This is a genomic window from Psychrobacter sp. N25K4-3-2, from assembly GCF_015351755.1.
GTDB classification, from domain to species: Bacteria; Pseudomonadota; Gammaproteobacteria; order Pseudomonadales; family Moraxellaceae; genus Psychrobacter; species Psychrobacter glaciei.
Map to the genome: position 1 here is coordinate 1,009,344 of NZ_JADKLX010000001.1, position 26,988 is coordinate 1,036,331.

At 43.3% G+C, this 26,988-nt stretch carries 26 protein-coding genes; 11 read left to right on the forward strand and 15 right to left on the reverse strand.

The window, feature by feature from the left end; all coding sequences use genetic code 11:
• The first annotated feature begins 5 nt into the window (after positions 1-5).
• Entirely contained in the window at positions 6-1,361 is a 1,356-nt protein-coding gene (gorA, locus tag IOD06_RS04005) for a glutathione-disulfide reductase (RefSeq protein WP_194619275.1), read from the forward strand.
• 481 nt (positions 1,362-1,842) lie between these two features.
• On the opposite strand, the gene IOD06_RS04010 is transcribed toward gorA, so the two are convergent.
• Together IOD06_RS04010 and IOD06_RS04015 are read right to left on the reverse strand one after the other, a co-directional pair.
• Positions 1,843-2,481, reverse strand: coding sequence for a GNAT family N-acetyltransferase (locus IOD06_RS04010; protein ID WP_194619276.1), 639 nt, complete (start codon positions 2,479-2,481; stop codon positions 1,843-1,845).
• 89 nt (positions 2,482-2,570) lie between these two features.
• Positions 2,571-4,208 (reverse strand): FAD-dependent oxidoreductase, encoded by a 1,638-nt coding sequence (locus IOD06_RS04015; protein WP_194619278.1) that lies wholly within the window; start codon positions 4,206-4,208, stop codon positions 2,571-2,573.
• A 266-nt stretch (positions 4,209-4,474) separates the two neighbouring features.
• On the opposite strand from IOD06_RS04015, the gene truD reads away from it, so the two are divergent.
• Positions 4,475-5,728: a tRNA pseudouridine(13) synthase TruD gene (truD, locus tag IOD06_RS04020; protein WP_194619280.1), complete on the forward strand. Its 1,254-nt coding sequence runs from the start codon at positions 4,475-4,477 to the stop codon at positions 5,726-5,728.
• Positions 5,729-5,760: 32 nt separating this feature from the next.
• Here truD and IOD06_RS04025 read toward each other — a convergent pair whose 3' ends face one another.
• Positions 5,761-7,215 carry a diguanylate cyclase gene (locus IOD06_RS04025; RefSeq protein WP_227669868.1) on the reverse strand — a complete coding sequence of 485 codons (1,455 nt, stop codon included), beginning with the start codon at positions 7,213-7,215 and terminating at the stop codon, positions 5,761-5,763.
• 346 nt (positions 7,216-7,561) lie between these two features.
• On the reverse strand, positions 7,562-8,443 hold the full coding sequence (locus IOD06_RS04030) for a PHP domain-containing protein (RefSeq protein WP_194619282.1): 882 nt from the start codon (positions 8,441-8,443) through the stop codon (positions 7,562-7,564).
• Between the two features lie 172 nt (positions 8,444-8,615).
• On the opposite strand from IOD06_RS04030, the gene ispZ reads away from it, so the two are divergent.
• From ispZ to IOD06_RS04060, 6 genes are all read left to right on the forward strand, one after another.
• On the forward strand, positions 8,616-9,167 hold the full coding sequence (ispZ, locus tag IOD06_RS04035; RefSeq protein ID WP_010201375.1) for a septation protein IspZ: 552 nt from the start codon (positions 8,616-8,618) through the stop codon (positions 9,165-9,167).
• Positions 9,168-9,332: 165 nt separating this feature from the next.
• Positions 9,333-9,662 carry a YciI family protein gene (locus IOD06_RS04040; protein ID WP_194619284.1) on the forward strand — a complete coding sequence of 110 codons (330 nt, stop codon included), beginning with the start codon at positions 9,333-9,335 and terminating at the stop codon, positions 9,660-9,662.
• 14 nt (positions 9,663-9,676) lie between these two features.
• Positions 9,677-10,096, forward strand: coding sequence for a hypothetical protein (locus IOD06_RS04045; RefSeq protein ID WP_227669869.1), 420 nt, complete (start codon positions 9,677-9,679; stop codon positions 10,094-10,096).
• 251 nt (positions 10,097-10,347) lie between these two features.
• Complete coding sequence (mnmD, locus tag IOD06_RS04050) at positions 10,348-12,444, forward strand: tRNA (5-methylaminomethyl-2-thiouridine)(34)-methyltransferase MnmD (RefSeq protein WP_194619288.1); 2,097 nt, start codon at positions 10,348-10,350, stop codon at positions 12,442-12,444.
• A 35-nt stretch (positions 12,445-12,479) separates the two neighbouring features.
• On the forward strand, positions 12,480-12,623 hold the full coding sequence (locus IOD06_RS13810; RefSeq protein ID WP_369075561.1) for a YjbQ family protein: 144 nt from the start codon (positions 12,480-12,482) through the stop codon (positions 12,621-12,623).
• Between the two features lie 70 nt (positions 12,624-12,693).
• Positions 12,694-13,317 (forward strand): hypothetical protein, encoded by a 624-nt coding sequence (locus IOD06_RS04060; RefSeq protein WP_194619292.1) that lies wholly within the window; start codon positions 12,694-12,696, stop codon positions 13,315-13,317.
• 102 nt (positions 13,318-13,419) lie between these two features.
• Here IOD06_RS04060 and IOD06_RS04065 read toward each other — a convergent pair whose 3' ends face one another.
• From IOD06_RS04065 to ffh, 6 genes are all read right to left on the reverse strand, one after another.
• A complete protein-coding gene (locus IOD06_RS04065) occupies positions 13,420-14,103 on the reverse strand; it encodes a DUF4112 domain-containing protein (protein WP_194619294.1) in 684 nt (227 codons plus the stop codon).
• Positions 14,096-15,034: a 4-hydroxybenzoate octaprenyltransferase gene (ubiA, locus tag IOD06_RS04070; RefSeq protein ID WP_194619296.1), complete on the reverse strand. Its 939-nt coding sequence runs from the start codon at positions 15,032-15,034 to the stop codon at positions 14,096-14,098. The genes IOD06_RS04065 and ubiA overlap by 8 nt, the downstream gene beginning before the upstream one ends.
• Before the next feature lie 98 nt (positions 15,035-15,132).
• Complete coding sequence (locus IOD06_RS04075) at positions 15,133-16,041, reverse strand: class I SAM-dependent methyltransferase (RefSeq protein WP_194619298.1); 909 nt, start codon at positions 16,039-16,041, stop codon at positions 15,133-15,135.
• A gap of 51 nt (positions 16,042-16,092) precedes the next feature.
• Positions 16,093-16,935 carry an undecaprenyl-diphosphate phosphatase gene (locus IOD06_RS04080; RefSeq protein ID WP_194619300.1) on the reverse strand — a complete coding sequence of 281 codons (843 nt, stop codon included), beginning with the start codon at positions 16,933-16,935 and terminating at the stop codon, positions 16,093-16,095.
• A gap of 89 nt (positions 16,936-17,024) precedes the next feature.
• The gene (tsaB, locus tag IOD06_RS04085) at positions 17,025-17,708 is read right to left on the reverse strand and encodes a tRNA (adenosine(37)-N6)-threonylcarbamoyltransferase complex dimerization subunit type 1 TsaB (RefSeq protein WP_194619302.1); all 684 of its coding nucleotides are present in this window, start codon (positions 17,706-17,708) and stop codon (positions 17,025-17,027) included.
• A 189-nt stretch (positions 17,709-17,897) separates the two neighbouring features.
• The gene (ffh, locus tag IOD06_RS04090; protein ID WP_194619304.1) at positions 17,898-19,448 is read right to left on the reverse strand and encodes a signal recognition particle protein; all 1,551 of its coding nucleotides are present in this window, start codon (positions 19,446-19,448) and stop codon (positions 17,898-17,900) included.
• A gap of 416 nt (positions 19,449-19,864) precedes the next feature.
• Between ffh and IOD06_RS04095 the strand changes: the two genes are divergently transcribed.
• Positions 19,865-20,629 (forward strand): inner membrane protein YpjD, encoded by a 765-nt coding sequence (locus IOD06_RS04095; protein WP_051000756.1) that lies wholly within the window; start codon positions 19,865-19,867, stop codon positions 20,627-20,629.
• Between the two features lie 118 nt (positions 20,630-20,747).
• Here IOD06_RS04095 and purU read toward each other — a convergent pair whose 3' ends face one another.
• Together purU and IOD06_RS04105 are read right to left on the reverse strand one after the other, a co-directional pair.
• The gene (purU, locus tag IOD06_RS04100; protein WP_227669870.1) at positions 20,748-21,671 is read right to left on the reverse strand and encodes a formyltetrahydrofolate deformylase; all 924 of its coding nucleotides are present in this window, start codon (positions 21,669-21,671) and stop codon (positions 20,748-20,750) included.
• Between the two features lie 191 nt (positions 21,672-21,862).
• Positions 21,863-24,232 carry a hypothetical protein gene (locus IOD06_RS04105; RefSeq protein ID WP_194619306.1) on the reverse strand — a complete coding sequence of 790 codons (2,370 nt, stop codon included), beginning with the start codon at positions 24,230-24,232 and terminating at the stop codon, positions 21,863-21,865.
• 431 nt (positions 24,233-24,663) lie between these two features.
• On the opposite strand from IOD06_RS04105, the gene rpmB reads away from it, so the two are divergent.
• Both rpmB and rpmG read left to right on the forward strand, forming a co-directional pair.
• Positions 24,664-24,900, forward strand: coding sequence for a 50S ribosomal protein L28 (rpmB, locus tag IOD06_RS04110; RefSeq protein ID WP_010201401.1), 237 nt, complete (start codon positions 24,664-24,666; stop codon positions 24,898-24,900).
• Between the two features lie 134 nt (positions 24,901-25,034).
• Positions 25,035-25,190, forward strand: a complete 156-nt coding sequence (rpmG, locus tag IOD06_RS04115; protein WP_010201403.1) for a 50S ribosomal protein L33 — start codon at positions 25,035-25,037, stop codon at positions 25,188-25,190.
• A 143-nt stretch (positions 25,191-25,333) separates the two neighbouring features.
• On the opposite strand, the gene IOD06_RS04120 is transcribed toward rpmG, so the two are convergent.
• The 3 genes from IOD06_RS04120 to IOD06_RS04130 all read right to left on the reverse strand — a co-directional run bounded on the left by IOD06_RS04120 (position 25,334) and on the right by IOD06_RS04130 (position 26,908).
• Complete coding sequence (locus IOD06_RS04120) at positions 25,334-25,645, reverse strand: hypothetical protein (RefSeq protein WP_010201404.1); 312 nt, start codon at positions 25,643-25,645, stop codon at positions 25,334-25,336.
• A 193-nt stretch (positions 25,646-25,838) separates the two neighbouring features.
• The gene (locus IOD06_RS04125; RefSeq protein ID WP_010201409.1) at positions 25,839-26,150 is read right to left on the reverse strand and encodes a hypothetical protein; all 312 of its coding nucleotides are present in this window, start codon (positions 26,148-26,150) and stop codon (positions 25,839-25,841) included.
• Between the two features lie 401 nt (positions 26,151-26,551).
• Positions 26,552-26,908 carry a hypothetical protein gene (locus tag IOD06_RS04130; RefSeq protein ID WP_189585377.1) on the reverse strand — a complete coding sequence of 119 codons (357 nt, stop codon included), beginning with the start codon at positions 26,906-26,908 and terminating at the stop codon, positions 26,552-26,554.
• Positions 26,909-26,988 lie beyond the last annotated feature (80 nt).

The window sequence follows — 26,988 nt, forward strand, 5'->3', positions numbered from 1 at the left end:
TCATTATGACCAAACATTATGACTATATCGCCATAGGCGGCGGCAGCGGTGGCATTGCTTCAATCAACCGTGCGGCGAGCTATGGCAAAAAATGTGCCATTATCGAAGCCAACCAATTGGGCGGTACTTGTGTGAACTTGGGCTGTGTACCCAAAAAAGTGATGTGGTATGGCGCTCAAGTTGCCGAAGCCATCCATAAATATGCGCCAGACTATGGCTTTGATGTGGATGTTAAAGGTTTTGACTTCCAAAAATTGGTGCAGAGCCGTCAACAATATATCGAAAATATTCACCGCTCTTATGACAATAATTTGGCCAAAAACGGTGTAGAGGTCATCAAGGGCTTTGCCAAATTTGTCGATACCAATACTGTAGAAGTGAATGGCGAGTTGATTACCGCTGACCATATTTTGATTGCTACGGGCGGTCACCCGATTCAACCAGATATCAAGGGCGCAGAATACGGCATCGATTCTGATGGTTTTTTTGCGTTAAACCATTTGCCAAAACGTGTGGCGATTGTGGGCGCAGGCTATATTGCTGTTGAAATCGCAGGCGTGTTAAACAGTTTGGGCGCTGAGGTGCATTTATACGTACGCCAGCACTCACCGCTGCGCTCGTTTGATCACAGTGTAGTAGAGGCATTGCTCATAGAGATGGAGCAAGACGGTATTCAATTGCACACCAATACTACACTCACGGAAGTCAATAAAAACGAAGATGGTAGCCTGACTTTATGTACTGAAAATGGCAGCTTAGACGCGACAGATTGTTTGATTTGGGCGATTGGTCGTGCGCCATCGACAGACAACATCAATCTGCAAGTGACGGGTGTAGAAACGAACGAAATCGGCAAAATTAAAGTCGATAAGTTCCAAAATACCAATGTTGCAAATATCTATGCGGTTGGCGATATTATCGAAGATAGTGTGGATTTGACCCCAGTGGCTATTGCCGCCGGTCGCCGCTTATCAGAGCGTTTGTTTAACAACAAGCCTAATGAACATTTGGACTATACGTTGATACCAACGGTTATCTTTACCCATCCTGCTATCGGTACGATTGGCTTGTCTGAAATCGACGCGGTTGAACGCTATGGCAAGGACAATATCAAATGCTATAACTCAACATTTACCTCAATGTATAGCGCAGTGACCCAGCATCGTCAGAAATGTATGATGAAACTGGTATGCTTGGGCGATGATGAAAAAGTCATTGGTCTACACGGTCTTGGTTTTGGTGTCGATGAGATGATTCAAGGCTTTGCGGTCGCGATAAAAATGGGCGCGACTAAAGCGGACTTTGACAATACGGTTGCTATCCATCCAACTGGTTCAGAAGAGTTTGTGACGATGCGCTAAGCTCATTAAGCAATATTACTCTTAGTCTGAGCTGCTATAAAAAAGGGTGCCATTTGTGTATCCTTTTTTGTTGTTAATATTGATGCAAGCATACATCTTCGTATGTCTAAAACTCTCTCATTACTTTTATATCGCACTGATCATTACTGTATTTTCTAAAAATTATTTGCTTTGAAAAATTTAAAGCAAGGCATACTGACAGCACAATCCCGATACTGCTATGATGCAATTAATACTGACCGTTGAGAGATTACTGTGTGGCAGGTGTATTTGTTTATATTACCGATTGGTCTGGGAATTATGACCTTAGCAGCGAGCTTATTGTTTTTGTTTGCTTATCTCATGTCTGATGACAATGCCACGTGCTTGCCTGCTTTTAACTGGTTTAAGCGCTTAATTATTGTGGCATTCATCTTACTGAGTATTGGTCTATTTATGACCTTCAGACATTTTTGGCGTTGATTTAGACAGATTTACTTTGTTAGCTAACGATTTTTTCTAACTCCAATAACTCCAAATCCTCGCGCTTTGGTTCGCCATTATTGCCATCATTTGGAAACGGTATTTTATTACCATTTAACTGATAGCCGCGGCGCTGATAGTAAGCCAATAGCTCAGGACGATGACTCAAGATAGACATGGTCAAACGCGCAGGGTTTCTATCATCTGCTTGCCCATCTGACGATAAATGACGAGTAGCGAAGGTTTCTGCTGCTTGCAAAATCACATTGCCAACGCCCTGCCCTTGTAGCACAGGATGTACGGCAAACATGCCAATGTAGGCTTTTTTGTTTGAGTCAGTATTGGTTTTGATATCGACCGCGATACAACCGAGTAACTCACCCGTTTCTTCTGCCTCACCTTCACCACTGGTTGTTTTTGGATACACAAACAGATAGTGTTTGGGATTTGCGATGGTATTAGCCAGCTCATCTGGCGTGATACGAATACCGCCCACCAAATCTGCTTCGTTGGTCCAGCCCGCCGTCTCCCGATAACAGCAATTTAACAATTGCTCTAGTGCACCAATATCATTTGCTTCCGCCTGACGTAAAAATACGGACTCTTTATCAAAATGGTCTGTTTGTATATTGCTTTGATTTATATTATTTTCATTCATATTATAATTTTTCCTTTTTATTCATGTATAAAAAAACTGGCTTAGATCCCTAAGCCAGTTTAAATACTAATACTTATCCGTCTATAGTGCTAGCGCGATAATTCCTGCGATTGCTCAATCATGTCAAAACCTGCATTGAGCTGCGCGCGCGTTGGCGCATGACCACTGCGGAGTAACTCAGAAAAGGCAACCAACTCTTTGTCTCGTCCAAGCGTGCTTGCCGCACTAGCACGTGTGTTTGCACCCTCATCGTCAAAATAATATTCGATATAATCTAGCGTGTCTGGTGAACCAAACAATATATTATTATCGGGTGTCGCGGCATGACCACTATAGCGTAGGCTCTTACCATACTGCATCGTCCAAAAGAAAGGAATGCGCTCTGCTAGTGAGTTGACATTAGGGTCGTTTAAGATAGTGGCAGCAGTGACCAAACCATGCTGCAAGGCCACCCGCCAATGTTCGATACGCATGCGTCCCATTTGGCTGGTAGCTTTAGCGATATCGCCCAATGCATAAACCCCATCGCGTAGCTGCAAATGGTCATCCACTTGCACGCCATCTGGCGCGTTTACTTCTTCGAACAGTTCTGTACGTGGTGCTATACCAGTCCCTAAAATCACGATGTCTGCATCAACTTGCTCACCATTTGCTAATTTAATACCGCCAACTTGCGAAAAATTGCTGTCGCTAGTCTCATCTGCTTTTTCGACCTCAACGATTTCGGTCACACTGGCATCAAAGACAAACTGAATGCCTTTTTCCTCATGCAGCTTAATCAGCGCATTACTGACCGTTTCGGAGACAATATTTCCCATCACCCGATGATCTTGTCCGATAACCGTAATAGAAGCCGTCGTGCCTGCTTGCGCCAATGCGGAAGCGACCTCCATACCGATAAAGCCAGTACCGACAATCACCACACGCTGATCGTGACTGGCCGCTTTGATTAATTTGGCATCATCCATACTGCGCAGTGTATAAACACCATCAAGCTCAGCCCCTTTAAAAGGCGGTATCTTTGGCTCAGCGCCTGTTGCGACCACTAAGAAATCAGCGGTTTGTCTGTCGCTATGACCATTTTTATCTTTGATGACAATCGTACGTTCATTGGGTAATATTTCGCTGACGGTTTGATTTAAGCTCAAATTAATATCGTGTTTGCTCGCCCAATCTGCACCGCCCAGTAGTAGCTTTTCTTCAGGCATATTGCCCGCTAAAAATGCTTTGGACAATAATGGACGGTTATAAGGGGCTTTCTCATCAGCACTAATCAAGGTGATTTTGCCGCCATAGCCAGTGTTACGCAGTTGATGCGCTGTCATAAAACCAGCAGCGCCACCGCCCACGATGAGGGTATGTGTATCCGTCAGTTTGTCATTTGCAATCTGTTTATCTATCTTAGCTGAGGTATTCACCGTCAAGCTGTCACCGTTATCGGTCACTTCATATTGAGTCAAGCCTTCTGTCGCTACTGGCTCTAGCAGTGTGCCATCGCGGCTATCAAACGTCGCATGATGCCAAGGACAGACCACGCGATTGCCACAACGCAAACCTGTGCCTAAATCTGCGCCTGCATGCGGGCATTTGCCATCGAACGCCTGAAACTCATCGTCGTCGCGGGTAATTAAGATGATACTATCATCATCTTGCTTGTACGATTTCATGCCGCCACTGGCAATATCGGCCTTATTAATAGTCACTGTGTGAATCGTTGCATTGGTCATAAGTCTTCCTTAACAGTTATAATGGTTTCCTGAATCAAACGTGTTGAAAATAACCCTATCGCATCAGTTAGTCTCAACGAAAAACATTGTTTTCTCTCTGTTTTTTAAATGCTGTTTTAAAACGCTATGCATTGATAGTAGCAAGACCCTTTCGCACACGCTGTTTTTTTGTATGTTTACTGCGTTGCAAAACGTAATTTTTAACCTTTAGTCCCTATCTTTAACGCTTCTTGTTAAAATTTATCCTCAAAATAAAAGACGATTTTATGACTTCTCCTAATGCCATCACAGATATTAATGCTAGCCCTCAATCCGCTCTTGAAAGCACTCAAGATAATGAGCAGTTTGATATAGCAAGCATCGATATTACCGCAGCGACAGATACTGCGCAGTTGCCCCAGCCTATTCAACCACCTGTACAGCAAGCAACCTATAAAGCCAACGCAACTGATTTCATCGTTAATGAGCTATTGCCGCTCGAATTCACCGGTGAAGGTGAGCACCTATGGCTGCATATCCAAAAATCAGGGATGAACACAGCCTATCTGGCAAAACTGCTGTCAGAGTGGGCAGAGATTCCTCTGCGCGATGTTGGCTATTCAGGCCTGAAAGATCGTCATGCATTGACAACGCAGTGGTTCAGCTTACGGATACCTAAAAAGCAGTTGCCAGCGGCTGAGTTTGCACCGATAGATATCGGAGCCAATGAATCGGTCACTATCATCGACCAGCAATGGCACAATAAAAAGCTCAATCGCGGCACGCATCGTGCCAATCAATTTATCATTACCTTGCGTGATATCCAATTTACTAATTTCGATACGATATCGCCAACACCTGAGCAATTAGTATTGGCAAAGCAAGGTGTCGAGCAGCATTTAGCAAACATCAGCACAACTGGTGTGCCCAACTATTTTGGTCCTCAACGCTTCGGACGTAATGGCAATAATATTAGAGAAGCATTATCGCTGTTTGCGCGTCCACCGCAACAAAGCCGACCACAATCCAAAAAGAGCAAAAGTAAGCGCGTACCACGAGAGCAAAACAGCATGGAGCTGTCTGCTGCACGTAGTCTGATTTTCAATGAGATATTGGCAGCACGAGTGCGTGATGGCAGCTGGAATACTGGATTGGCAGGCGAAGTGTTTAACTTAGATGGTTCAGGGTCAATATTTACTAGCGAGGAGATAGACGATACGTTGCGTACACGCCTTGAGACGGGTGATATCCATCCCACTGCTGTGCTATGGGGTGCAGGCAATGATAAAGTCAGCGGTGTGGCGGCAGATATCGAGAATGACCTGATTCAGCAAAATCCGCTATTAGGTCGCTTGGCAAATGGCTTAGAGCAGCGCGAGGTAAAAGCACAACGACGTGCGCTACGCCTACCTATTGAAGCACTATCTTGGGAATGGCAGGATAAAGGTGAGACGCAAATCTTGGTGCTGAACTTTACTTTAACGACAGGCAGCTTTGCCACCAGTGTCTTGGCAAGCTTAGTAAAGCAATTAACACACTAAAGCGTATGCGGTCCTTCGACTATGGTAGCTAGTCATGTGCCGTAGAGCACCTTAATATTATTATTTTCTGCCGCCAACATCTCGTTGGCACTCACCACTTGATTGCGACCACAGCCTTTGGCTTCGTATAAAGCTTTATCCGCCATACAAATTAAACGCTGGCAAATATCATGCGGTAGCTGCGCTGTGGGAGTTTGACGATTCGCTCGTTTACTGCTGTACGATTTGATGATCCGCGGTATTACAAGCGACTGCGACGCTTCTTTTTGGATGGGTGTTTTGCACGCTTGCTTTATGCAATTGCGCTCGTCATGCGTCAGCGTATATAGCCCTAAGCTGGCAGTCACATTAAAACTTATATTGTCATCGACAATGATGGTTTGCTTAGCAATGCTTAACCGTAGTTGTTCAGCAATGATCATAGCCGTGTCGTGATTCGTATCTGGCAATACAATCAGAAACTCTTCCCCGCCATAACGACTAATGATAGTTTCATCAGTTAAAGACTGCAAGAGCGTCTGTGCGACCTCCACTAAAACTCGGTCTCCTATCTCATGACCGTAATTGTCATTGACCTCTTTAAACCAATCCAAATCCAATAAAATAACGCTGATATCTTGATGGTCTTCTACTGACTTCAGCACTTGCTTCATTTGCGTCAAACCATAACGGCGATTTTTCAGCTTGGTCAATTCGTCTTGATTGGCATGTAGCAGCACTTCTTTTTTGCTGTCGTCCAATATCAATAGCAAGGTGCGAAACATATAAACGATAAAAATAGCTTTGGGCAATGCCAAAAACACATGGGTTAATCGCCAAAAAAATGTTGAAGAGAGCTGCAATTCACTCATGCTGTCCCAGTCCAATGTCGCGCTTTCAAAAGCGGAGGCGGCAACGGCATTTTCGATAGCCATGACTTCGTTGTAATTCAAATAACTTGGAGTATCAAGCATGGGATAAATCACCGTTAGCTGACGCAAGCTAGGCAAATCAATACCAAAATAAGGCGATACGATAGCCAACAAAATCAGAAAAACTTGCAGCAAAAATACTCGCCAAGCATAACGACGCTTGATCAACACCATTCCTAGCATCGCACCACCAACCAGCGATACCCCTGCAAACAAACTGCTGTAGCCTATCATCACGATGATCACGGCAATATAAATGGTATAAGGCACAATGAACATTATTTGCCATTTATCCAAATCTTTACCGTTGTTTCCGCTACGAGATAAGCAGCCGATTAGCCACCAAATAAACAATCCTGTTACCGTCACCCCTAACCATAGTGGATATAACAGTTGAATATTGACATAATCATTGAGCGTATCTCGACACCACCAGACCATCAAGCACCATAGCCAATGGGAAAACACTTCTATCAACACAAATAAGGCCAGCAGCGACGCCCTATCGGCCGCCTGCCATTCAAAAATAACTCGGGAGAGTTTTTTATAGCCTAAATGAGATATCTTTACAGCCATAATTGGGCTACCGCAGATAATAAAAGTGATTGAGCTAAAACCAAACAAGAAAATAAAAAGGTTAACTTATATTAAACCCAAATTGTCGCATTTAGTGTGGCAATCTTTCCTTTAACTATCAATCTGTTTAAGTGATTTATACGTCAATATCTGGCATCTTGTTTTATGGTGTGGCTTTGCGTCATGGCGTTACTAGATAATTGCGAGTCAAATTTTAACGATTATTATCGTTCATGACTTAACATAATCAAGAGTTGCCCTTTGAAAATATTAAATAACATTTAAGCATTATTAAATAAAGGTAGTTTAGCTTATCTATTGGGTCTGAGTGATAGCTTATTTTGGACTAAGCCAATGCCGTAAATGACTGCCAAATGCCTTGTTGTTCTGGCTGCAATGTCGGCACATCCCCTATCCGTCGCCACGGCATATTACTCCCATGAAAGTCGCTCCCTATCGAGGTAACGAGCTCGTGCTCGGCTATGCTGCGATCGACCATTCTACGAGTGCTAATCGGTTCACTATTCGCAGGCAGCTCACAAGCGTCACCGCCCAGCTGAGCAAACTCTTCGATAAGCTTACGCACTCGCGTCGCTGAGAGCTGATAACGCGTTGGATGCGCCAGTACTGCTTTGCCGCCGCACGCGTGAATCAGCTCAATGCCGTCAGCCATGCTCAGTGCATCAATTGCCACATAAGCGGGTTTATTGTCTGCCAAGTATTTATCAAAGGCTTTTTGTACCGTTTTCACTTCGCCACGCTCAAACAATACTTGACCGATATGTGCACGCCCAACTGCTTGTGGATTACCACTCGCTTTGTCCAGTACGGCTTGCCACAGCTCATCATAGTTGATATCTAATAGCTCGCTGAGCTTTTCAGTGATTCGTTGACCACGCGTGGCGCGGCTATCCTGTAGTTGCTGCAGCGTTGCATGCATTTTTTCGCGGTCAGTAAAATCCAGTCCCAGCACATGAATAATCTTGTTGGTGGATTTATTTTTACCATAACCACCACTCAGCGTATGTTCACAACTGATTTCAACACCATTGATAAGCGTCATGCCACAGGCAGTGGCAGTAGCTCTCGCGTCATCGATACCCAATAATGTATCGTGGTCTGTCAATGCCAATACATCGACGCCAGCCGCATGGGCGCGTTGCACCACTTCCGTTGGCGCATAAGTGCCATCTGAGCAGGTACTGTGACAATGTAAGTCGATTTTCATATAAAGTGGCCTTAAGGTTTTGAATGTGATAACGCTTATGAGTATGGTATCAATAAAATGCCAAAAAATGGCTAAGGGATGTCATATAAAACGATTATCGTGTTGATTGCTTTTTTTTGGCGCAGTAGACGTGTAAACTACCCCATACGTTTCGTTGGACATGCCACACGCTATGAAAGCCCTATTAGACTTTGTTCCCTTGATCGCTTTTTTTATTGTCGCCCGTACCCAAGGTATTTTGGCGGCAGCAGGCGCTTTACTGATTGCCACTATTGTTGTCTACGCCATTCATTTTATCCGCCAAAAAGGCAAATTTGATAAGCAGCAATGGGTGGTTCTATTATTGACCATCGTATTTTGTGGCGGTACGCTTTTGCTACGCGATGACATTTACTTGCGTTGGAAATCACCGATTATTAATGGCATTTTTGCTTTGACACTGCTTGTCAGTGCCGCTATCAATAAGCCGTTGATGCAGCTAGCGATGAAAGAAGTCTTTACCTTGACGCTTAGCGGTTGGAAAAAACTAACCGTCGCTTGGGCGCTGTTTTTTGCCTTTATGGGTGTACTGCATTATATCACGGCATTTACCATGTCGGATGAGGCTTGGATCAACTTCAAAACTTATGGCTGGATTCCTATTATGTTGGTGTTCGTAGTCGCTCAGTTTGCGCTGCTAAAAAAACATATCAATCCAGCGCTGACCGATAAAACGGCTAAATAAGTGCTAGATAAGTAGCCGCTAAATAATTAGCCGCTAGAATGATTCACCATTCGGTATGCAAGTTTACTGTCTTATAATAACTCATTACTGCAAAATCCTAATATTGATAATGATTACTCATTAATGATGATACGATTTATTATTACTATTTATTAAGGAATTATTATGTCTTTATTTGCCATTATTGGTCATGACGTTGCTAATAGTAGCGCACAACGGCAGACTACTCGTGCAGAGCACGTCGAGCGCCTGCAAGCATTAGATCGCGAACAACGGTTAATTATCGCCGGTCCGACACCTATTGAACATGGTAAAAGCGAGATGTCAGGCAGCTTAATCATTGCTGACTTTGACTCTCTTGAAGCAGCACAGACATGGGCGAACGCTGAGCCTTACTTGCGTGACGGTGTGTACAGTCATGTCGATATCAGACCCTTTATCCATACCTTACCCAAGCCCGATGACAGCGTATCAGACAAAGTAGCACAGTCGTGAATCAGTGCGCATCCTTGTCAAAAAGTCGCCACTATCAATGTAGCCTTGCTGCTGTCATGCTAATCGCGGCTATGTCAACGCACGCTGCCCCCACCGTTACCAATACGAGTGTGAATACAGGTACGACTGATCCGTTAGCGGAACAAGCGGCTACCGCGCCAGTAACGACCCCAAATTCAAGCCTTGATATTAATAATACCTTGGCGGCACAGCTGCAACCCTCCAACAAGGCGCTAAATACCGCCAATCAAGAGTTACTCAGTCGTAATGCCCAACTCCAACGACAGGTCAATGACTTGCAAACCCAAGCCAATGTCTTGGTCTATGAGAGTAAAGGTCAACTGTTTTTATATGGCGCGTTCACGGTGTTAATCAGTTTATTGGTGGGTATTTTTGTGTCTTGGTTGGTGTTTGTACGCCGCGAACGTTGGTAATATCTGTTTTTATTGATTAAAATTATTTGATTGTCTGTCTATACTTAACGGCACTTGGCTTAACGACACTTAGCTTAACGGCACTTGATGGAATTCAATTTTTCTGACTCTTCACATATACAGTCAACCTAAAATAACATCCACAACAAAAACCGAGTGTAAGCCATACATGAGTATGATCAGCGAGGTTGACGCTGTAGTGATTTTATTTTGGTCAGGCTGTAGCTAGCAACTTTCCTAAGAACTTCGCCATGTCTAACGCTCAACTAAATAACGCTGAACAGCCAAACGTCATTAGCCCTGCCAAGATTCACTGGCAGATGGATGATACAGGTAATAAAGTGCCTGTATCGGGTGAGTTTGGTGATGTTTACTTTTCAAATGCTGATGGTTTAGCAGAGTCACGTCATGTGTTTTTAGCTCACAATCAACTGCCAGAGCGACTAGCAAACCTTGTAGAAAAGCAGTGCTTTACGATCGCTGAACTGGGTTTTGGTACTGGGTTAAACCTCTTAGCGACTTGGCAGCTATGGCGACAGCTGCGGGACATGTACCCTCAATTAGCGACTGCTCGCCTGCATTTTATAACGACTGAAAAATATCCCATCCCGCTTGCAGACTTAACGCAGATCCTTGCCCTATGGGGACAGCGTGCGCCTGAGCTTGCTGAATTCATTGAGCCATTACTAACAGCATACCCACCTCTCATCGCTGGCTGTCATCGTCTAAACTTCTTTGAGGACAATCTGACCGTCGATATATGGTTGGGTGATGCCGCCGATAGCTTAGATAAACTGGAAAATAACGCTGCTAGCTTTCATGCGCCTTATGTTGATGCTTGGTTTTTAGATGGTTTTGCACCTTCCTGTAATAGTACCTTATGGACAGATAGTATTTTTGCACAAATGCAGCGTTTATCGCGACCAACGACCACCGCTGCCACATATAGCTGTGCCGGTATCGTAAAACGTGGGCTGCAAAACTGTGGCTTTCAGATTAAAAAAGTAAAAGGCTTTGGTCGTAAGAACGAAATGCTAACGGCGATCATGCTGGATACTATAAACTTAAACGATGATAATAGTAAAGACATCACCTTTTACGATAATGCTAGCACTGCAGCGCCCTCCAAAGACAACAATAGCGAGTCTGCCAAACCCACTAGCAACCTGCCCGCCCATACCATCGTTATTGGTGCTGGTGTCTCTGGGCTATTAATGGCTTGGTCGCTGGCTAATCGCGGTATTCAAGTCACCCTGCTAGATAAATCAGCCCCCTTAGCAGGCGCTTCAGGTAACCCGCGTGCCTTGCTCGCTCCCAAGATGACGCCCATTCATCATGTCGACGAACATCTGCATACCATAGGTTATCTCTATAGCAGCAGATTATATCGCTTGCTAAATAAAAAATCTGAGCAAGAAAGCAGAGCACCGATACTGGAGCCAACTGGCGCGCTCGATTTATTAATCAAAGCCAATATCGGTACAGAGCAAATCGCTGATTATCCTGATGACATGGCAACCACGCTATCCTGCGAACAGGCGCAAGATGCGAGCGGCCTCAAAACACAAGATTTATCAGAGAATTTGTACTTACCACAGTCTGGCTTGGTCAATCCACAAGCATTAAAGGATACTATCCTGACGCATCCGCTCATCCACTTTCAGCAGTTAGACGTTACGAGTGCTAGTGAAACAGAAGAAAGTGTTTGTATCGAAGGCAATAATCAGGATAAACAGATAATATCCATTAGCTCTGATAATGTGGTAATTTGCGCTGCTTTTGAGAGTCATGAGCTGGACAAGCGTATTTTTGATTGCCGTAAAATTCGTGGTCAGCTTTCTTGGTTTACGCCCACAGTCGCACAGCTCACAAGCCTACCCAAAATACCGCTTAAATATAGTGGCTACTGTGCGTTATTTACTGCTAAAACTGGCGATGAAACTTTGAATAATGTGATAGTGGGTGCGCCGTATTTATTACTAGGCGCGAGCTTTATACGTAATGATACAGACACAGATATTCGCGAAGAAGAGCATAAAATTAGCCGTGATAAACTAGTCACTGCCATTCCTGAGATGGACTCTGTCATTCCAACAGATCTCAGCTTGTGGCAAGGACGGGCGGGGATTCGCACTCAAACGCCGGATTATCATCCAATCGTTGGACAGTTAGATCAAAGCAAACGGATGTGGGTCATGAGTGCGATGGGTGCTAAAGGGTATGCCATTGCACCAATATGTGCTGAAGCGCTAACAGATATGATGTTAGGATCGTTTGCCCCCTTCTCAATAGCGATGCTTGCGCGATTGTCGCCAAACCGTACGCGCTTACAAACACCGCTGACTTGAAAAATCCAAATGATCTACCCGCTCATTAAAGCATTCTGTTTGGAGTCAGTTTGACTGTGCCGCGGGTAAATAGAGCACTAAGACTAGGAACGTGGCAAAGCATTTATTTATGTAAACATCGAAACTATCTTGAAAAATATAATGGCAATAGAAAAGTCATTATTACCGTGAATACTTAATAAATGGTAGATTGTTCCTGACCATTTACTGTGCTTAAATAAAGCTCTCTTTACGGATATTTCTCTCCTTATGAAAACCCATATATTTAACCCAACTAAACCTACCCTCTATTTTCAGGCTGTTTCTGCTATTTTTTTGAGTATCTCACTATTGAGTGCCTGTCAAAAAACACCAGAACCTGAGACAGATAACGAGACAATCGCTGAGGTAGCAGTACAAACCACACCCGTGACTACCAATATTAATGTTAATACGGCCGCTGATAATGGTGAGGATACCGCAAAGCCTGAAGTAAATTCAGAACAAGATGTAAGCTTAACTGAGCTAGAAAATGACCTTGGTGCAACTGAGCCGTCAGTGAATAATGCTGGCATAGCGCCCAGTCCTGAACAAGCCATTAAAGGCGCGCAAATCACTGATGTTCGTTATAAAAATGCGGCTGGCGAATCACTCTCTGTCGTTTTTGAGACCTCGGCAGCGGGCGTGCTCAATGCTATCGTCACCTTACCGAACAAACCAAAAATGATTTTAAGCGCGCCTGAAGGTCAAGGCAATAACCCAACTTATCGATCAAGCGATGGCAGTATTCAGCTGGTCAGTCATGCGGGTGGCGGCACTATTGATCTTATTCGGAATAATAAAGTCACTAGCTTTGATGCAATCAGTGCTGAAGCAGAGGTCATCACTGAGTAATATCTGAGACTGAATACTTATAAAAATTTGTCATAAAAAAGGCGACGCACGTTAATATTAGATAGTAACGTGTGCCGCTTTTTTTGGTCTTTTTACTTTCCTCTAGCCAAAACCAGTGGTCTTGCCAAACAGACTCACGAGCCAGCTAATCATTGCCCACAGTCCCCAGCCAATCACCACAATGACCATTACGCCGAGCATATCAGGGATATGTAAATACAACCAAGCAACAACTGGATTGCGCCAAAAAAAACCAAAGCGACTGCGCTGTTGCTTGTCTTCTAGTGATTGATGCAAAAACGGTCGATCCAGATGCATGGTTTCAGTGATGCCGTATTCGTCCTGTAGATGCTCATGCACGATACCTAAGGTTTTGCGACTGGGACGAATAAAGATATCGAGTAGCGTCCCAATACCAGGCACGATGCCAACCACCATATCAATGAGTGCCAATCTGACAGCTGGCGTCATTTTGTGCGCAGGCACACCCAGTTGACGACCTAATATAAAGGCATAGCTGGTTAACGCCAATCCTGCCAAATCTCCTGCCAACGGAATGGTCGAAAGCGCCGCATCGGCACCCATTCCTTGTTTGGTAAAAGGCACACGTACGAGCGAATCCATCGTATTAGCAAACTTGGCCAATTTACGCTCGGTCGCGATGACTTGCTCACGTGTTAGACCATGTGCGGCTAGCTTTGCCTGATAATCGATGACAGGTGCATTAGTATTGGTATCAGATGATTTTTTCGTTTTTAATCTCGAAAATTTATTGAACTTATCCATTAAAAGTCGTCCATATACAAGCGATTGCTATGAGAGCAAAGACGTAACGTCCCACCCATATATTGGCTAAAAATGCCTGAAAGCAAGCCAAAGCATTGCGACTGGCACAAGCGCTGTTTTGTTTGGAAAACATTATCGCCACTAACGCGAGCCCAAATACTGGTGTTATGCCTAACGTTGTCAGTGCAAAGTAATGCCATATGACCGCGCCCATGATCAATAAAAACAGCATTTGGAGTATTGATATGATAATCACATCATAACGACCAAATAATATTGCCGTTGATTTGACCCCAATCTGCAAATCATCCTCGCGGTCAGCCATGGCGTACTGAGTATCATAGGCCACTGTCCAGCACATGTAGGCGATAAACAACAGCCAGCACCAAATATCAGGAGCACCTTGTACCGCCACGTAAGCCATTGGTATCGCCCAGCCAAAAGCCGCTGCCAAAAACACTTGTGGCAAATGGGTAAAACGCTTCATAAATGGGTAAATGAATGCCAGTATGATCGCACCAAGCGACCAATAGAACACTTCAACGGGCAGGAAAAGCAGCAAACTGGCACTGAGTAATACCAATACTAAAAAAGCAGCGATTGCTTCTTTAGCAGACAGACGCCCATCAGCTAATGGACGTCCTTTGGTGCGGGTCACATGACCATCCACCTTACGATCGGCAAAATCATTAATCGCACAACCTGCCGCCCGCATAAAAATCGCACCGAGGGCAAAAAGCAAAAATATTTTAAGACTTGGCAGACCTGCCGTCGCTCCGTTCTGCTGCGCCTGACCCATTGCCGCCAACAGTACACCCCATAGCGTCGGCCACAGTAGCAGCTCAATACCCACAGGCTTATCAAAGCGCGTCAGCTGCATATAGGCATATAGCTTTTCTTTAAAACTCAAAGCGGAGTGAGTGTTAGTCATTGCAGTGTCATCTCTAAATATTCAGTATCTGAGCGTAATATCTCTACGCGTGTCCATTAAGCTTATTAAATAAGTAGACTTGTCATCGTCAAAACCCATCAAACAAAATAGCCATCAAAACGTATGGCTTCATTATGCCAGCTTTCACTTGCTGGCTGATGCGCAAGTAACGGCGCAAATTGTGGACGCTTAACAACCACACGGCCCTGTACTTGTGTGTTTCGCCCATTTTGACGGACGACTGCTTGCGCAGATTGTAGCAATTGCAGCTCTTCGTCTGCTGTGGGCGGGAGCGCTAATTGGTGTAGTGCTTGCATATGCTTGCCTACTTTAGCACCTTTACCTGTTTTGCTATCTTGATAGCTATTCTCTGGAAACATAGGATCCAAATAAACCACATCGATCAGCTTACTCTGATCAGCTGCTGATACATTATTCAAGCTGTCAAAATAACTGAGCGCATCGGTATTGATAATCTGCAGACGGCTCATCAGCTTTTGCCAATTTGCTAGCCCACTCATACGCTGCTGTTCTACTAACAATAACAATGCCATCAAAGGCTGCTGCTCGAGCATAATGACCTGTGCACCCGTGCTGGCCAATATCAGGCTATCATGACCAAAACCAGCCGTCGCATCAATGACTATACTATCCGATGTGACTTTGGCCGCTTGCAATAATAGCTCAGACTTACGCCCCGCACTCACTACACGGCGTTGTAATTTATCCCATTCTGGCGCAACGCTCAATCCATCACTCAGCCATGAAAGCTTGTTTTTCTCATCTAACAAGAGAATAGGTTGAATTGATGTCTGGCTTAATTGCTGGCAACGTTTCTGATTGAGCTTATCAGTAAACAGCTCAATATCTAGAATAATTGACAGTTGATGTACAGCGATCAGCGCTTGTATGCGCTCGACTTGGGCTTGCTGAGACTCGCTCACATAGAGAAGTTGGCAATGCATAAAGGTAGTAGATTTTTTAGACTCTTTGTGTAAAACGGTCATAACTGCTCCACCCTATTTACTGCTTCTAAGGCTAAAAAATATAGTGAAAATCTAGCCAGCCATTTGATAGCCAAAACCCCAAGCAGCGACCAAAACGATGACGCCAGTGATGATACGTAGCCATGCAAATATTTTGAAATCACGACGACTGACCCAAGCGACCAGCAGGCGAATACAAAGTAAAGCCACCACAAATGATACGATCGTACCTATGCCTAAAACCAACCAGTCTGCACTATTAGTCAACACATCATGGTGCTTGAGCAAATCCAATAATGCCGCACCGACGATGACCGGAATACCCAAAAAGAAGGAAAACTCAGCGGAAGCTTTACGAGAGACACCCAACCATAACGCACCAATAATCGTCGCACCTGAACGTGATGTCCCCGGTATCAATGCCAGACATTGCAGCAGACCAATCATCAATGCTGTTTTTAGACTAACGTCTTCTGCTTCTTGCGCAATAATCGCTTTGGGACGATTTTCTACATAGAATATCAGCAGACCACCGATAATCAGCATAATTGCCACGACGATAGGATTAAATAAATAGGCTTTGATTTCGTCAGCGAAGGTAAAACCAACGATCATCACGGGAATAGTCGCAACAATTAAGCTCAATCCAAGCTGTCTTGGATTACTCATGCCTTCTGCTTTACCGGTCAGTAGACCCATAAGCGCTTGCCATAGTCTGCCCCAGTAATCATAAATGACCGCTAAGATAGCACCAAGCTGCACCACTACCACAAACAAATCGACTTTTTCTTTGGTCCAAAAGCCCATCAAATCCGCTGATAAAATCAAGTAGCCAGTACTAGAGATGGGTAAAAATTCAGTGATACCTTCAACGATACCCATGATGACAGCTTGAATTAATAAAATGATATCCACGATGGCTTTCCTAGATACAGACCTATTGGTTAGTACAGTTTTTAGTGTGTTGTTATATTTTACATAGCGTTAAAAATAATAGGGATTGACTACGCTTTACCTTGCTCTTTAAGGGTTTTCCACGCTTGATTACGAAGATACTTTGGTAGAGCTTGCGAGGCTTCTGTGCCACCTGTCGCTATGAACTGAGCAATACCAAGCTGCCCTATCACAGTAGCATCAGGGTGAATATCTGCCTGAATTATCTGACCGTCATGTAATGCTAATAGCGACGCACCATTGCCAGCGATAGGAATATTAAGCACTGTCTGGCTGTCATAATCGAGCAGCTGCTCGGTATCTTCACCATTTTCTTGATTAACCGCCTGCATCAGATTATCTGTTGCAACATATTGCCCAAAATAAACTTGCTGCATACGCGCATCAAGGGCGCTATATACGTCGGTCACACCATATTTCTGATACGCTGCTTGCGCAATCGCTTGTAGGCTTGAGACACCCACACAAGGAATATCATGGGCGACAGACAACGCTTGTACCACTGCCGTATTAATCCGTATACCGCTAAAGGCACCAGGGCCACGGTTAAATATCAAGGCTTGCAAATCAGCAAGGTTCAGCTTAGCCTCGGACAAAGCGGCATCAATCATCGGCAGAATTTGTTGGGTTTGCTGGCGTTTACCCGTCTCCGTATGACTCGATAGCACTTGACCGCTGGCATCTAAAATCGCGATCGAACACTGATCAAACACGGTATCCATTGCTAAAAACATCTTCACCTCAGCCTATTTGCTTAGCATTATAAAACAGCGCCTATCATAGCATTTAGGATAAGCAAATTTTATGACTTTCTGCGTTTTTCATACTTAATCCATCAGAATGTAGCAGACATAAAAAACCCCAAGGCTATTTTAGCCATGGGGCTATCATTAAAACGGCTTATTGATCCAAGCAGATATTAATTAAAAACGCTTTTTAAAATCCTTTGGTGCTTGATGTTGCATTTCTTGCATTTGCTTTTGCATCTCTTCAGTACTTGGCATGTTGTTTGGATCCAGACCCATTTGATTCGCCATTTGTTGTGGGTTCACGTCTTTAGCGCCGCCTTGTTGACCACCGCCACCAAATAAAGGACCGCCACCACCAGCGCCTGCACCGCCGCCACCCATCAACCCTTGCATAGATTTCATCATTTTACTGATGCCTTCAGGCTTGGAGATCATTTTCATCATTTTTGCCATTTGCTTGTGCTGCTTGAGCAAACGATTGACATCTTGAATCTCGCGGCCAGAACCAGCAGCGATACGGCGCTTACGGCTCGGATTAATCTTATCAGGGTTTTTACGCTCAAATGGTGTCATCGAATTAATCAACGCTTCCATTTCACGCACTTTTTCTTCTGGCTTGGCATCTTCAACCGCTTTTTGCATATCTGAGCCGCCCATACCTGGCATCTTATCTAAGAAACCTGCCATGCCGCCCATGCTTTTCATTTGTTGGAACTGGGTTAAAAGATCCTCAAGGTCGAAATCACCGCCCTTTTGCATCTTTTTCGCCATTTTTTCGGCTTTATCACGGTCGATTTTTTGCTCGACTTCTTCAACCAAACTAAGTACGTCACCCATACCAAGGATACGCTGGGCAATACGTTCAGGATGGAATAGCTCTAACGCGTCTAATTTTTCACCACGACCTAAGAACTTAATCGGCTTACCTGTGATGGCGCGTACAGAAAGCGCCGCACCGCCGCGAGCATCGCCATCCGTCTTGGTTAAGATAACACCCGTCAATGGCAACGCATCGTTAAAGGCTTTGGCAGTATTGGCGGCATCTTGACCGGTCATCGCATCGACGACGAATAAGGTCTCAGATGGATTGACCGCTGCCGTTAACGCCTTAATCTCATCCATCATGTTGTCGTCGATATGCAAACGACCAGCGGTATCAATAATTAGAATATCTTGATACTGAATCTTGGCTTCTTCGATAGCGCGTAGTGCGATATCAATGGGGTTTTCGTCCGTCGTTGAATTCACAAACTTAGCATTTACCTGACCAGCCACTTGCTCAAGCTGGGCAATCGCTGCCGGACGGTAAACGTCAGCAGAGACTAGCATCACCTTTTTCTTATGACGCTCTTGCAAAAATTTGGCCAATTTACCCGCGGTAGTGGTTTTACCTGCACCTTGCAAACCGGCTAGTAGATAAACCACTGGCGGCTTACCTGTCATTTCAAGCTGCTGATTGGCGCTGCCCATCATTTCCGTCAGCTCATCGTGGACGATTTTGACAAAGGCTTGCCCCGGTGCCAACTCTTTGAGCACTTCTGCGCCAAGCGCTTGCTCTTTGACGCGCTTTACAAAGTCACGGGTGACTGGTAGCGCCACGTCGGCTTCTAGCAGCGCCATGCGCACTTCACGCAGCGTGTCTTTGATATTGTCTTCAGTCAGTTGCCCAGTCCCTACGATATTGCGTAGGCTCGACGATAAGCGTTCTGTTAAGGTATCAAACATAAATAACTCTCAGTTAAAATAATTCGCAATTAAAATAATTGTTAGGTAAACCATGCCAATGGCTTATAAATAATATTAGGGTGTGTTTTTACGTTAATGGTCGCAATTTAAGCAAATAAAACAGCATATTATCAATACTATAGCATTAAGGTGATTAAAAACTTATAGACGTTTTGCAAAATAGTTGCTGGGTAAACTCATCAGTTACCGATACAAGATCTTATTTATCATGCCATCGCTCAGCATTTATGAGGAATAAATAAGATGACACTCAATTGGCTGCCATTTTATGATAAATTGGACGATTATTCTAATCATTCTGACACGATCACTTTAGCATTATATTGAGCGGCTATCTTACGCTCATAAAGAGATGAGGCTTTTTACCTGTGCACCTTGCATTCTTACTTGCTAGTATGGCTTATATCATCGTCAGCTTCCACATCGGCTGGGCGCTTATTCAGGATAAACCTATCCATAAAAGCATCAGTTTGGGCTTGCTATTAGTCGGCATGCTCGCACACGCGACGCTACTCTATCCGTACGTCGTCACCTTATATGGGCTAAATTTTAATTTATTTAATGTGTTTAGCCTGACCAGTCTGTTTTTCTTATTCTTTTATGTGCTGTTCTGTCTTTATCGCCCCATTCTTAGCCTCGGCATTTTGGCAGCACCGACTGCCCTGATAGGCATGACGATTGGCTATATCGGCCGCGCTCCTTATCAACCGCTCACGGATATTAGCGTTGGTCTTGAGGCGCATATTTTATTATCACTGGCCGCCTATTGTGTGCTGCTGATGGCAGCGCTGCAAGCGCTATTTTTGCGGCTACAAATCCGTGAACTTAAGCATCAAACTATCCATCGCTTTTGGGTCAATAAACTGCCATCACTGCAAAGTATGGAGAGTCTATTGTTCGATATGCTTTTGGTAGGATTCGTCCTACTAAGTATTGCTCTGGGCATTGGATTTATTTATGTAGAAGACTTGATGGCACAGCATATTGTGCATAAGACCGTGTTTAGCCTGCTGTCTTGGTTATTATTTGGCGCGCTACTATTCGGTAATTGGCGTGCTGGCTGGCGTGGTAAACGTGCGGCCAACATCACCATTTATGCCTTTATCCTACTGGCTATTGGCTTTGTCGGCAGCAAATTTGTGTTAGAGATGCTTTTATAAACTTAGCTTTAAAACCGTAATGTGATTACAAGCGGAGCCGCCAATAGTATTATTTAATACTACTGGCGGCTTTTTATTAACTCTATTTTTAATGCTTTCTTTTAACTTTAAAACCGCTCTAATTAAAAACCACTGTTTTATTGCCAGTCACAATGACGCGATTTTGCACATGCCAGTTGACGGCACGTGCCAACACATTGCGTTCGATATCACGACCAATAGCCCGCAACTCTATCACACCTTGACGATGCGTCACACGGTGCACATCTTGCTCAATGATAGGCCCTTGATCCAATTCTGCGGTGACATAATGCGCAGTCGCACCGATAAGCTTGACGCCTTTATCATAAGCTTGACGATACGGGTCAGCACCGACGAAGGCTGGCAAGAACGAATGATGGATATTGATAATTTGCATCGGCCAACGCTTCACAAAATCAGACGACAATATCTGCATATAGCGCGCCAATACCAGCAAGTCATTGCCTGCCATTAGCTCATGAATCTGCTCTTCAGCCTCTACCTTATTGTCCTTGGTCACTGGCACATAATGAAAGGGTATACCAAAGTTTTCTACCGCTTGGCGTAAATCTTCATGGTTGCTAACGACAGAGGTTATCTCGCAATCGAGCAATCCACGCTGGTGGCGCCATAATAAATCCAGTAAAGCATGATCAAACTTGGAGACCAAAATACCGACTTTGGTTTGAATAGCATTATCGTGTAAGCGCCAAGTCATATTGTGACGCTTGGCAACCGTATGCCCAAAGCTGGCTTCAAAATTATCAATGATGTCGCTTAACCCTGATAGCGCAAACTCTAAGCGCATAAAATACTGTCCGCCTTCATGAGCGGTTGAATACTGATCAAGAGTAATGATGTTGCCACCATAGCGATGAATAAACTCGGATACCGCTTGCACGATACCAGCTTGATCTTTACATTTAATCAAAAGAGTAGCGGTATCAATGGCAGGGTTAACAGAGGTATTGTTAGAAGATGAAGCTGTTATTGTGGTATCTGATGTCTTATTACTTAACATAGTGCGCCCAATCTAAAAAATAAATCAAAATTTACTACTGGTTTTAGAATCTATTCGTAGTATAAGAAAACCGCTATTTTAGTCGCTTTTACGATATTTTGCTGACTGAGTTGGTTTTTTTTAGTTATTAAGATTCATAACGTAAAAACCCCCAACGCGAGGTTAGGGGTTCGTTCTAAAGCCTAAAGCAACTATCCAATAGTATAAGTATAGCTAGTTACATTGCCATTTGGTGAAGTGGCAGTAATCTTAACCTCATCCGTTGCCTGACAGTTTTTCAGCTTAAAGGTTGTAAAAGTACCCAAGTTATCACCCGGCATACCAGTTGCTAAGTTAGCAGGTACTTTAGTAACACCTGATAGGGTAGCCTCACAAGTATTATTTTTGCTTTCTACACTAATGTCGCCTATAGGTGGATTAGTAGTAAATACTTGTGAAGTTCCCGTACCGTTACTACCAATAGGAACTAAAAACTCTTCATTACCAACTTTTACAGTAACTCTTGATCTTGGATTAGCATCCAAAACCTCAATGAAAAATCCATTTGCGACACGTTCAATTGTAGCAGTTGGATTTGCAGAAGTTTGGTCAATTGCTGAACCAGTTATCGTTGTACCAGAAGGCATAGGATTTAAGTCGTAAAAACCACCGCTATTCACTCTAAATGATATTGATGTGTCACTACTAAAAATAGCTTGAGGTGTTCGAACTGTAAAATTACCACCTTGATCTAAACTTCCTACAGTGAAACGCGTATCGTTACCGTTAGACAGCAAAGTAACAGCTTGATAACGTACTACCGTATCTAAATCAGTGTTACAGCTAGTTACTTTGTTGGGTGAAACGAACTCATTGATATACCTAGATTCGTACTGACGTTTTTTCAAATCAGACAATGATGGAAATTTTAAATTGATGTACTTATCAATATTATTTTCACATGCATTGCTTGCCCCAGTTGTCAGTGGATAAGTAAACTCACCAATCTGAAAATCTCCGCTTTCATTATCGTCACGGAATGTATCACCGATATTATGAACTAGTATATCAACACCTTCATCCCAAGCATTGTTTTCGTTCATATCGATATAGTCTTTTTCACCTTCAGCAACTGCTAATATACTTACTCGCCCATCACCTGGACGCGGGTTTTGCGTTGTAAAGGTGACATCACAGTTGCCATCAACTGTGGCACAGCTAGATGTAATCTTGCCACCTTCTGCAGTGAAATTAATGACTGTACCATCTGGCACAGCATTACCGTTACGATCTACCATTCTTGCATTAATTTGAGCACTATCACCATCATAAGACCAGTCTAAAACGTTCTTTTCCCATGAGAGACTGAGGCCTGTCTGAGTAACTCGTGAGCTTGCAATAGAGATGCCTTTTGATAAAGCATTGATCCGAGGATCGCTAGCCAATATGGCTTCAATCTCCACTGGACCAGGCGTCGTGCCAGGATAAATATGAACCGATACCTTACCATTACTATCTGTTCTAGCAGGAATATCAGATGTATTATCCAATGTTCCAAATGATAGACCTAAAGGTGATTTTTTTAGTGAAAGAATAACGTCAGTGTTAGCTACAGGAATATTATTTGAGTACACTGTAAACTCTACTTCGCCTGTTCTTGAAGAACCACTATTTTGGATACCAAGTGTCAAATCATTAGATGTATAAACAATGGAGTTTGCTTGAGGTGCTTCAATCATAATATTAGTAGATCGAGTTGAGTTACCTGTACTTGCAGATATGCTAGCTGGACCGCTACATAGTGTAGAGTCTGAATTAATAGCTTTAAAAACTGCTTCAACCATTCCTTCACTATCAGATGTAACTTGTTCTGGTATTTGACCACAGCTGCTATTAAGGTTTACTAAGACACCACTCAAAACACTCCCCGCCTGATCAGTTACTTTCAAGCTAATAGGCGTTTGACCTCCTGAAGCCAAACTATTGGATCCAACTGTTATTGCTGATAAAGAGACGTTCGTCGCTTGAACTGAAAACGTGGTATTGGCTGTGGCAGATTGCTGCTCATAAGTCGCATTTGCTGATATAGTATATGCGCCCGAAACTTCTGCACTACTAGGTTTCAAGAATATTTGCGCTATGCCTTCTGCATCTGTAAGAACTGAGCCTGATGTCGTTTGAGAAAGCTCTATACCCTCTGCATCAATATCAAAAGCAACTTTTGCATTTATAATAGGGTTTTGAGTATCATCAATTACCTTTATCTTATAGTATGCGCCTTCTAAACTAACTGAATTTATGACATTGCCATCAGCGTTAAAGAGTGCACCTTCAACAATATTGATGTCTCCAATAGCTTGTTCCCCACCGTCAGTACCACTACCCGTCCCAGGTTGCGTCACACCTAAATCAGGTTCTGGTGCAACCGTATCAGTACCACCGCCGCCACAGCCTGCTAGAGTTAAAGCCAATGTTAGCGCTGTAAATTGAAATAGTTTAGAGCTAAGTGGTAATGAGCTATATGACATGTTTTGAACTCCGCATCGGCAGTAATTTTTTCGAGCAAATAAGTAAAATAACATTACACAGAATCATGATAGATTGGCAATGATACATAGATTTACATTAAAGCCAGTTGTATTAACAGATTGTATTAATTTTATAACAGCAACTTTACTGACTTTTGTTATAACTTACAACTAAAAATTAACCTTTACCGTTAAATAATCAATCACATAGTTCGCTCAATTCAGGTATAATAGCTCGCGTTGAAGCAGACAATTATCATAAAAATATTTGAGTATTCATTACTTTTATGGTATAAATGTCGGCTTTAAAATTTTCTGAATTGGTTAGCCTGTTATTTGCCTTTAGATGACAGTCATATCAGCTCAACCTTCATATAGTTTTGTTTGGTGCAAAGCTGCCGCTTGCTGTGTCCATGCCGCAAATACGTGCAACTTGCCCAGACTGGTATGAGAAAAACTCATACCTCATAGATTAGGAGTTCGCCATGTCTAGAGTTTGCCAAGTGACTGGAAAGCGCCCTATGGTGGGTAATAATGTTTCGCACGCAAACAACAAAACCCGTCGTCGCTTTCTACCAAACCTTCATAACCATCGTTTTTGGGTAGAGTCTGAAAATCGTTTTGTACGTCTACGTGTGTCTACCAAAGGTATGCGCACCATTGACAAACTTGGTATCGATAAAGTGTTAGCAGATATGCGCGCACAAGGTCAAAAAGTATAAGTGACGACTGGTAGCTTAAGGACATCGATTATCTTTGTTACTTAAGCTGCCATTCTGCTACATTTATTGTAGCCACTTAATTTTTTAGATCCGTACCTATCGTTTGAAGACCCCTCATTTACAGGAAAGCTATCATGAGAGATAAAATTAAGTTAGTATCAACTGCTGGTACTGGGTATTACTACACCACTACCAAAAACAAGCGCACTATGCCTGGCAAAATGGAAATCAAAAAGTTTGATCCAAAAGTACGCCAGCATGTGATCTTTAAAGAAGCTAAAATCAAATAATTGCTATTATTTGAACAAAAAAAGGGTATATCAATTGATATACCCTTTTTTATTGCTGACGTTTTGACTATTTGTGCTTAACTTGCCTTACTAACTTACTCGCTATTATTAATAGCTATACAGAAACAGCTGTGCAGATTAGATTAACTATAGTGTGTTGGCTCTTTATCATAGACATGTGCATGCCATTGACTCATCTGCTTTTGCATAATGACCTGAATCGCTGCATGAATCATGTGCTGACCTATCGCTTGCGTATCGCTACCAAGCAACTCTTTGAGTTTTTCAGAAAAATCAATGGTCATCAGCGGCGCTTCATCTTGTTCAGCGTCACGCAATAACAATCGACCATCATCCGCCTCTACTAGCTCGAGTGTGGTCTCTTTGGCAAATCCTGCAAATTGATCGGTACTTTCGTTGTCTACTTCTATTTCATTATCAATGTCGTATGGCATTCACGTTATCCTTATTATCCCGTTTATCGCTGCAAAGAAACCCTAATAATTCATTTAATAAAGCTAGCATTTGACAGTAACGCGGGTAAAACTATCTTACTCATACAATGGACGCTTTGACCTTAGAATTCAAGGGCTGTCACGCAAGTCTTACATATCAATGCAACTTTCGCCTGCTAACGCTGCAAACCAGTTAACGCCAATAGCGTAGTTTTGCGATGGTAAATAAGAAGGCCACAAACATGCCGAGGTAATACATGAGCTTTAACTCTAACGTCGGATCTCGATATTTAAATGGCAAAGCAACGGTGGCAGTAGCAGTCGGAAATATCAACAGCATAAGCAGCCAGTTTTCGATGACATTTAGCCAGCCTTGAAAATCTGTACCATGACGCAGTGATGCCAGCCCTAACAGCAGACATGCGATAATTAAGCTGGTAAATAAGCCATTTGGTAAGTCTTTTGGATAAATAATGTTAGCAATCTTGGTCGGTATGATTCGCATGTAAAATTCCAGTCATGCTTATAGAGCATGACTTAATGATGAAAAAGTGTGTAAAAACCGCTTATAAAAAATATTGCCATATTAGGGTCTGTTGAACATTCAAATGTGGAACTGGCAGTGGCTGTTTTTTAGACAATACGCAGTGAAATTTTTGACGCCTAATCATTCTAGGTTAGACAATTTCGCCATGTATTGGCAAAAAATAGCCCTGCCCTGAAAGGCTGATACTAAAATCACCCCAAACGTTGTTGTAAACCTAGCTAAGGTCTCGACATTATCGTCGGTTTGCGCCTAGTTTGGTGCGATTTTAGCGATCAGCAGTCCTAATATTTGAATGTTCAACAGACCCTATATTCATAAAGTTATAGCTATTCAGCAATCTCATCTTGGCGACTAAAAAATTAACTATAAGTGCCCATCAACCATAGTATCGATATACAAGAGGTTAAGTAGCCCAAGCTAATCGCATTCCAGCCTTCTATATGTGTGCCTTTGACCTTGTTAAATATGCGTGACCCTATCCAGAACAACAGCGGAATACCCAGCATAAATGCAGGCACGATGACCGCAGCGTGGCGTAATACTTCGCCAGTATCATCACCTACCATGAGACGAAAGCCATAGCCTGCCAAGCTTAAAACAAGCGCAAACATAGCCAAGCCAATGGTAATACCTTTGGGTACTAAGCTACGTTGCTGCGCTGTGCTTGCCACTGGTTCAGGTGACGCTGACGAGTTGATTGAATTTTTTGTGTCCATATTTCACCTACCTTTACGGAACTTGCTGTTAGGCATGATTATAAGTTATACAGCACATGTTAATACTTTTTTGCCCCAGT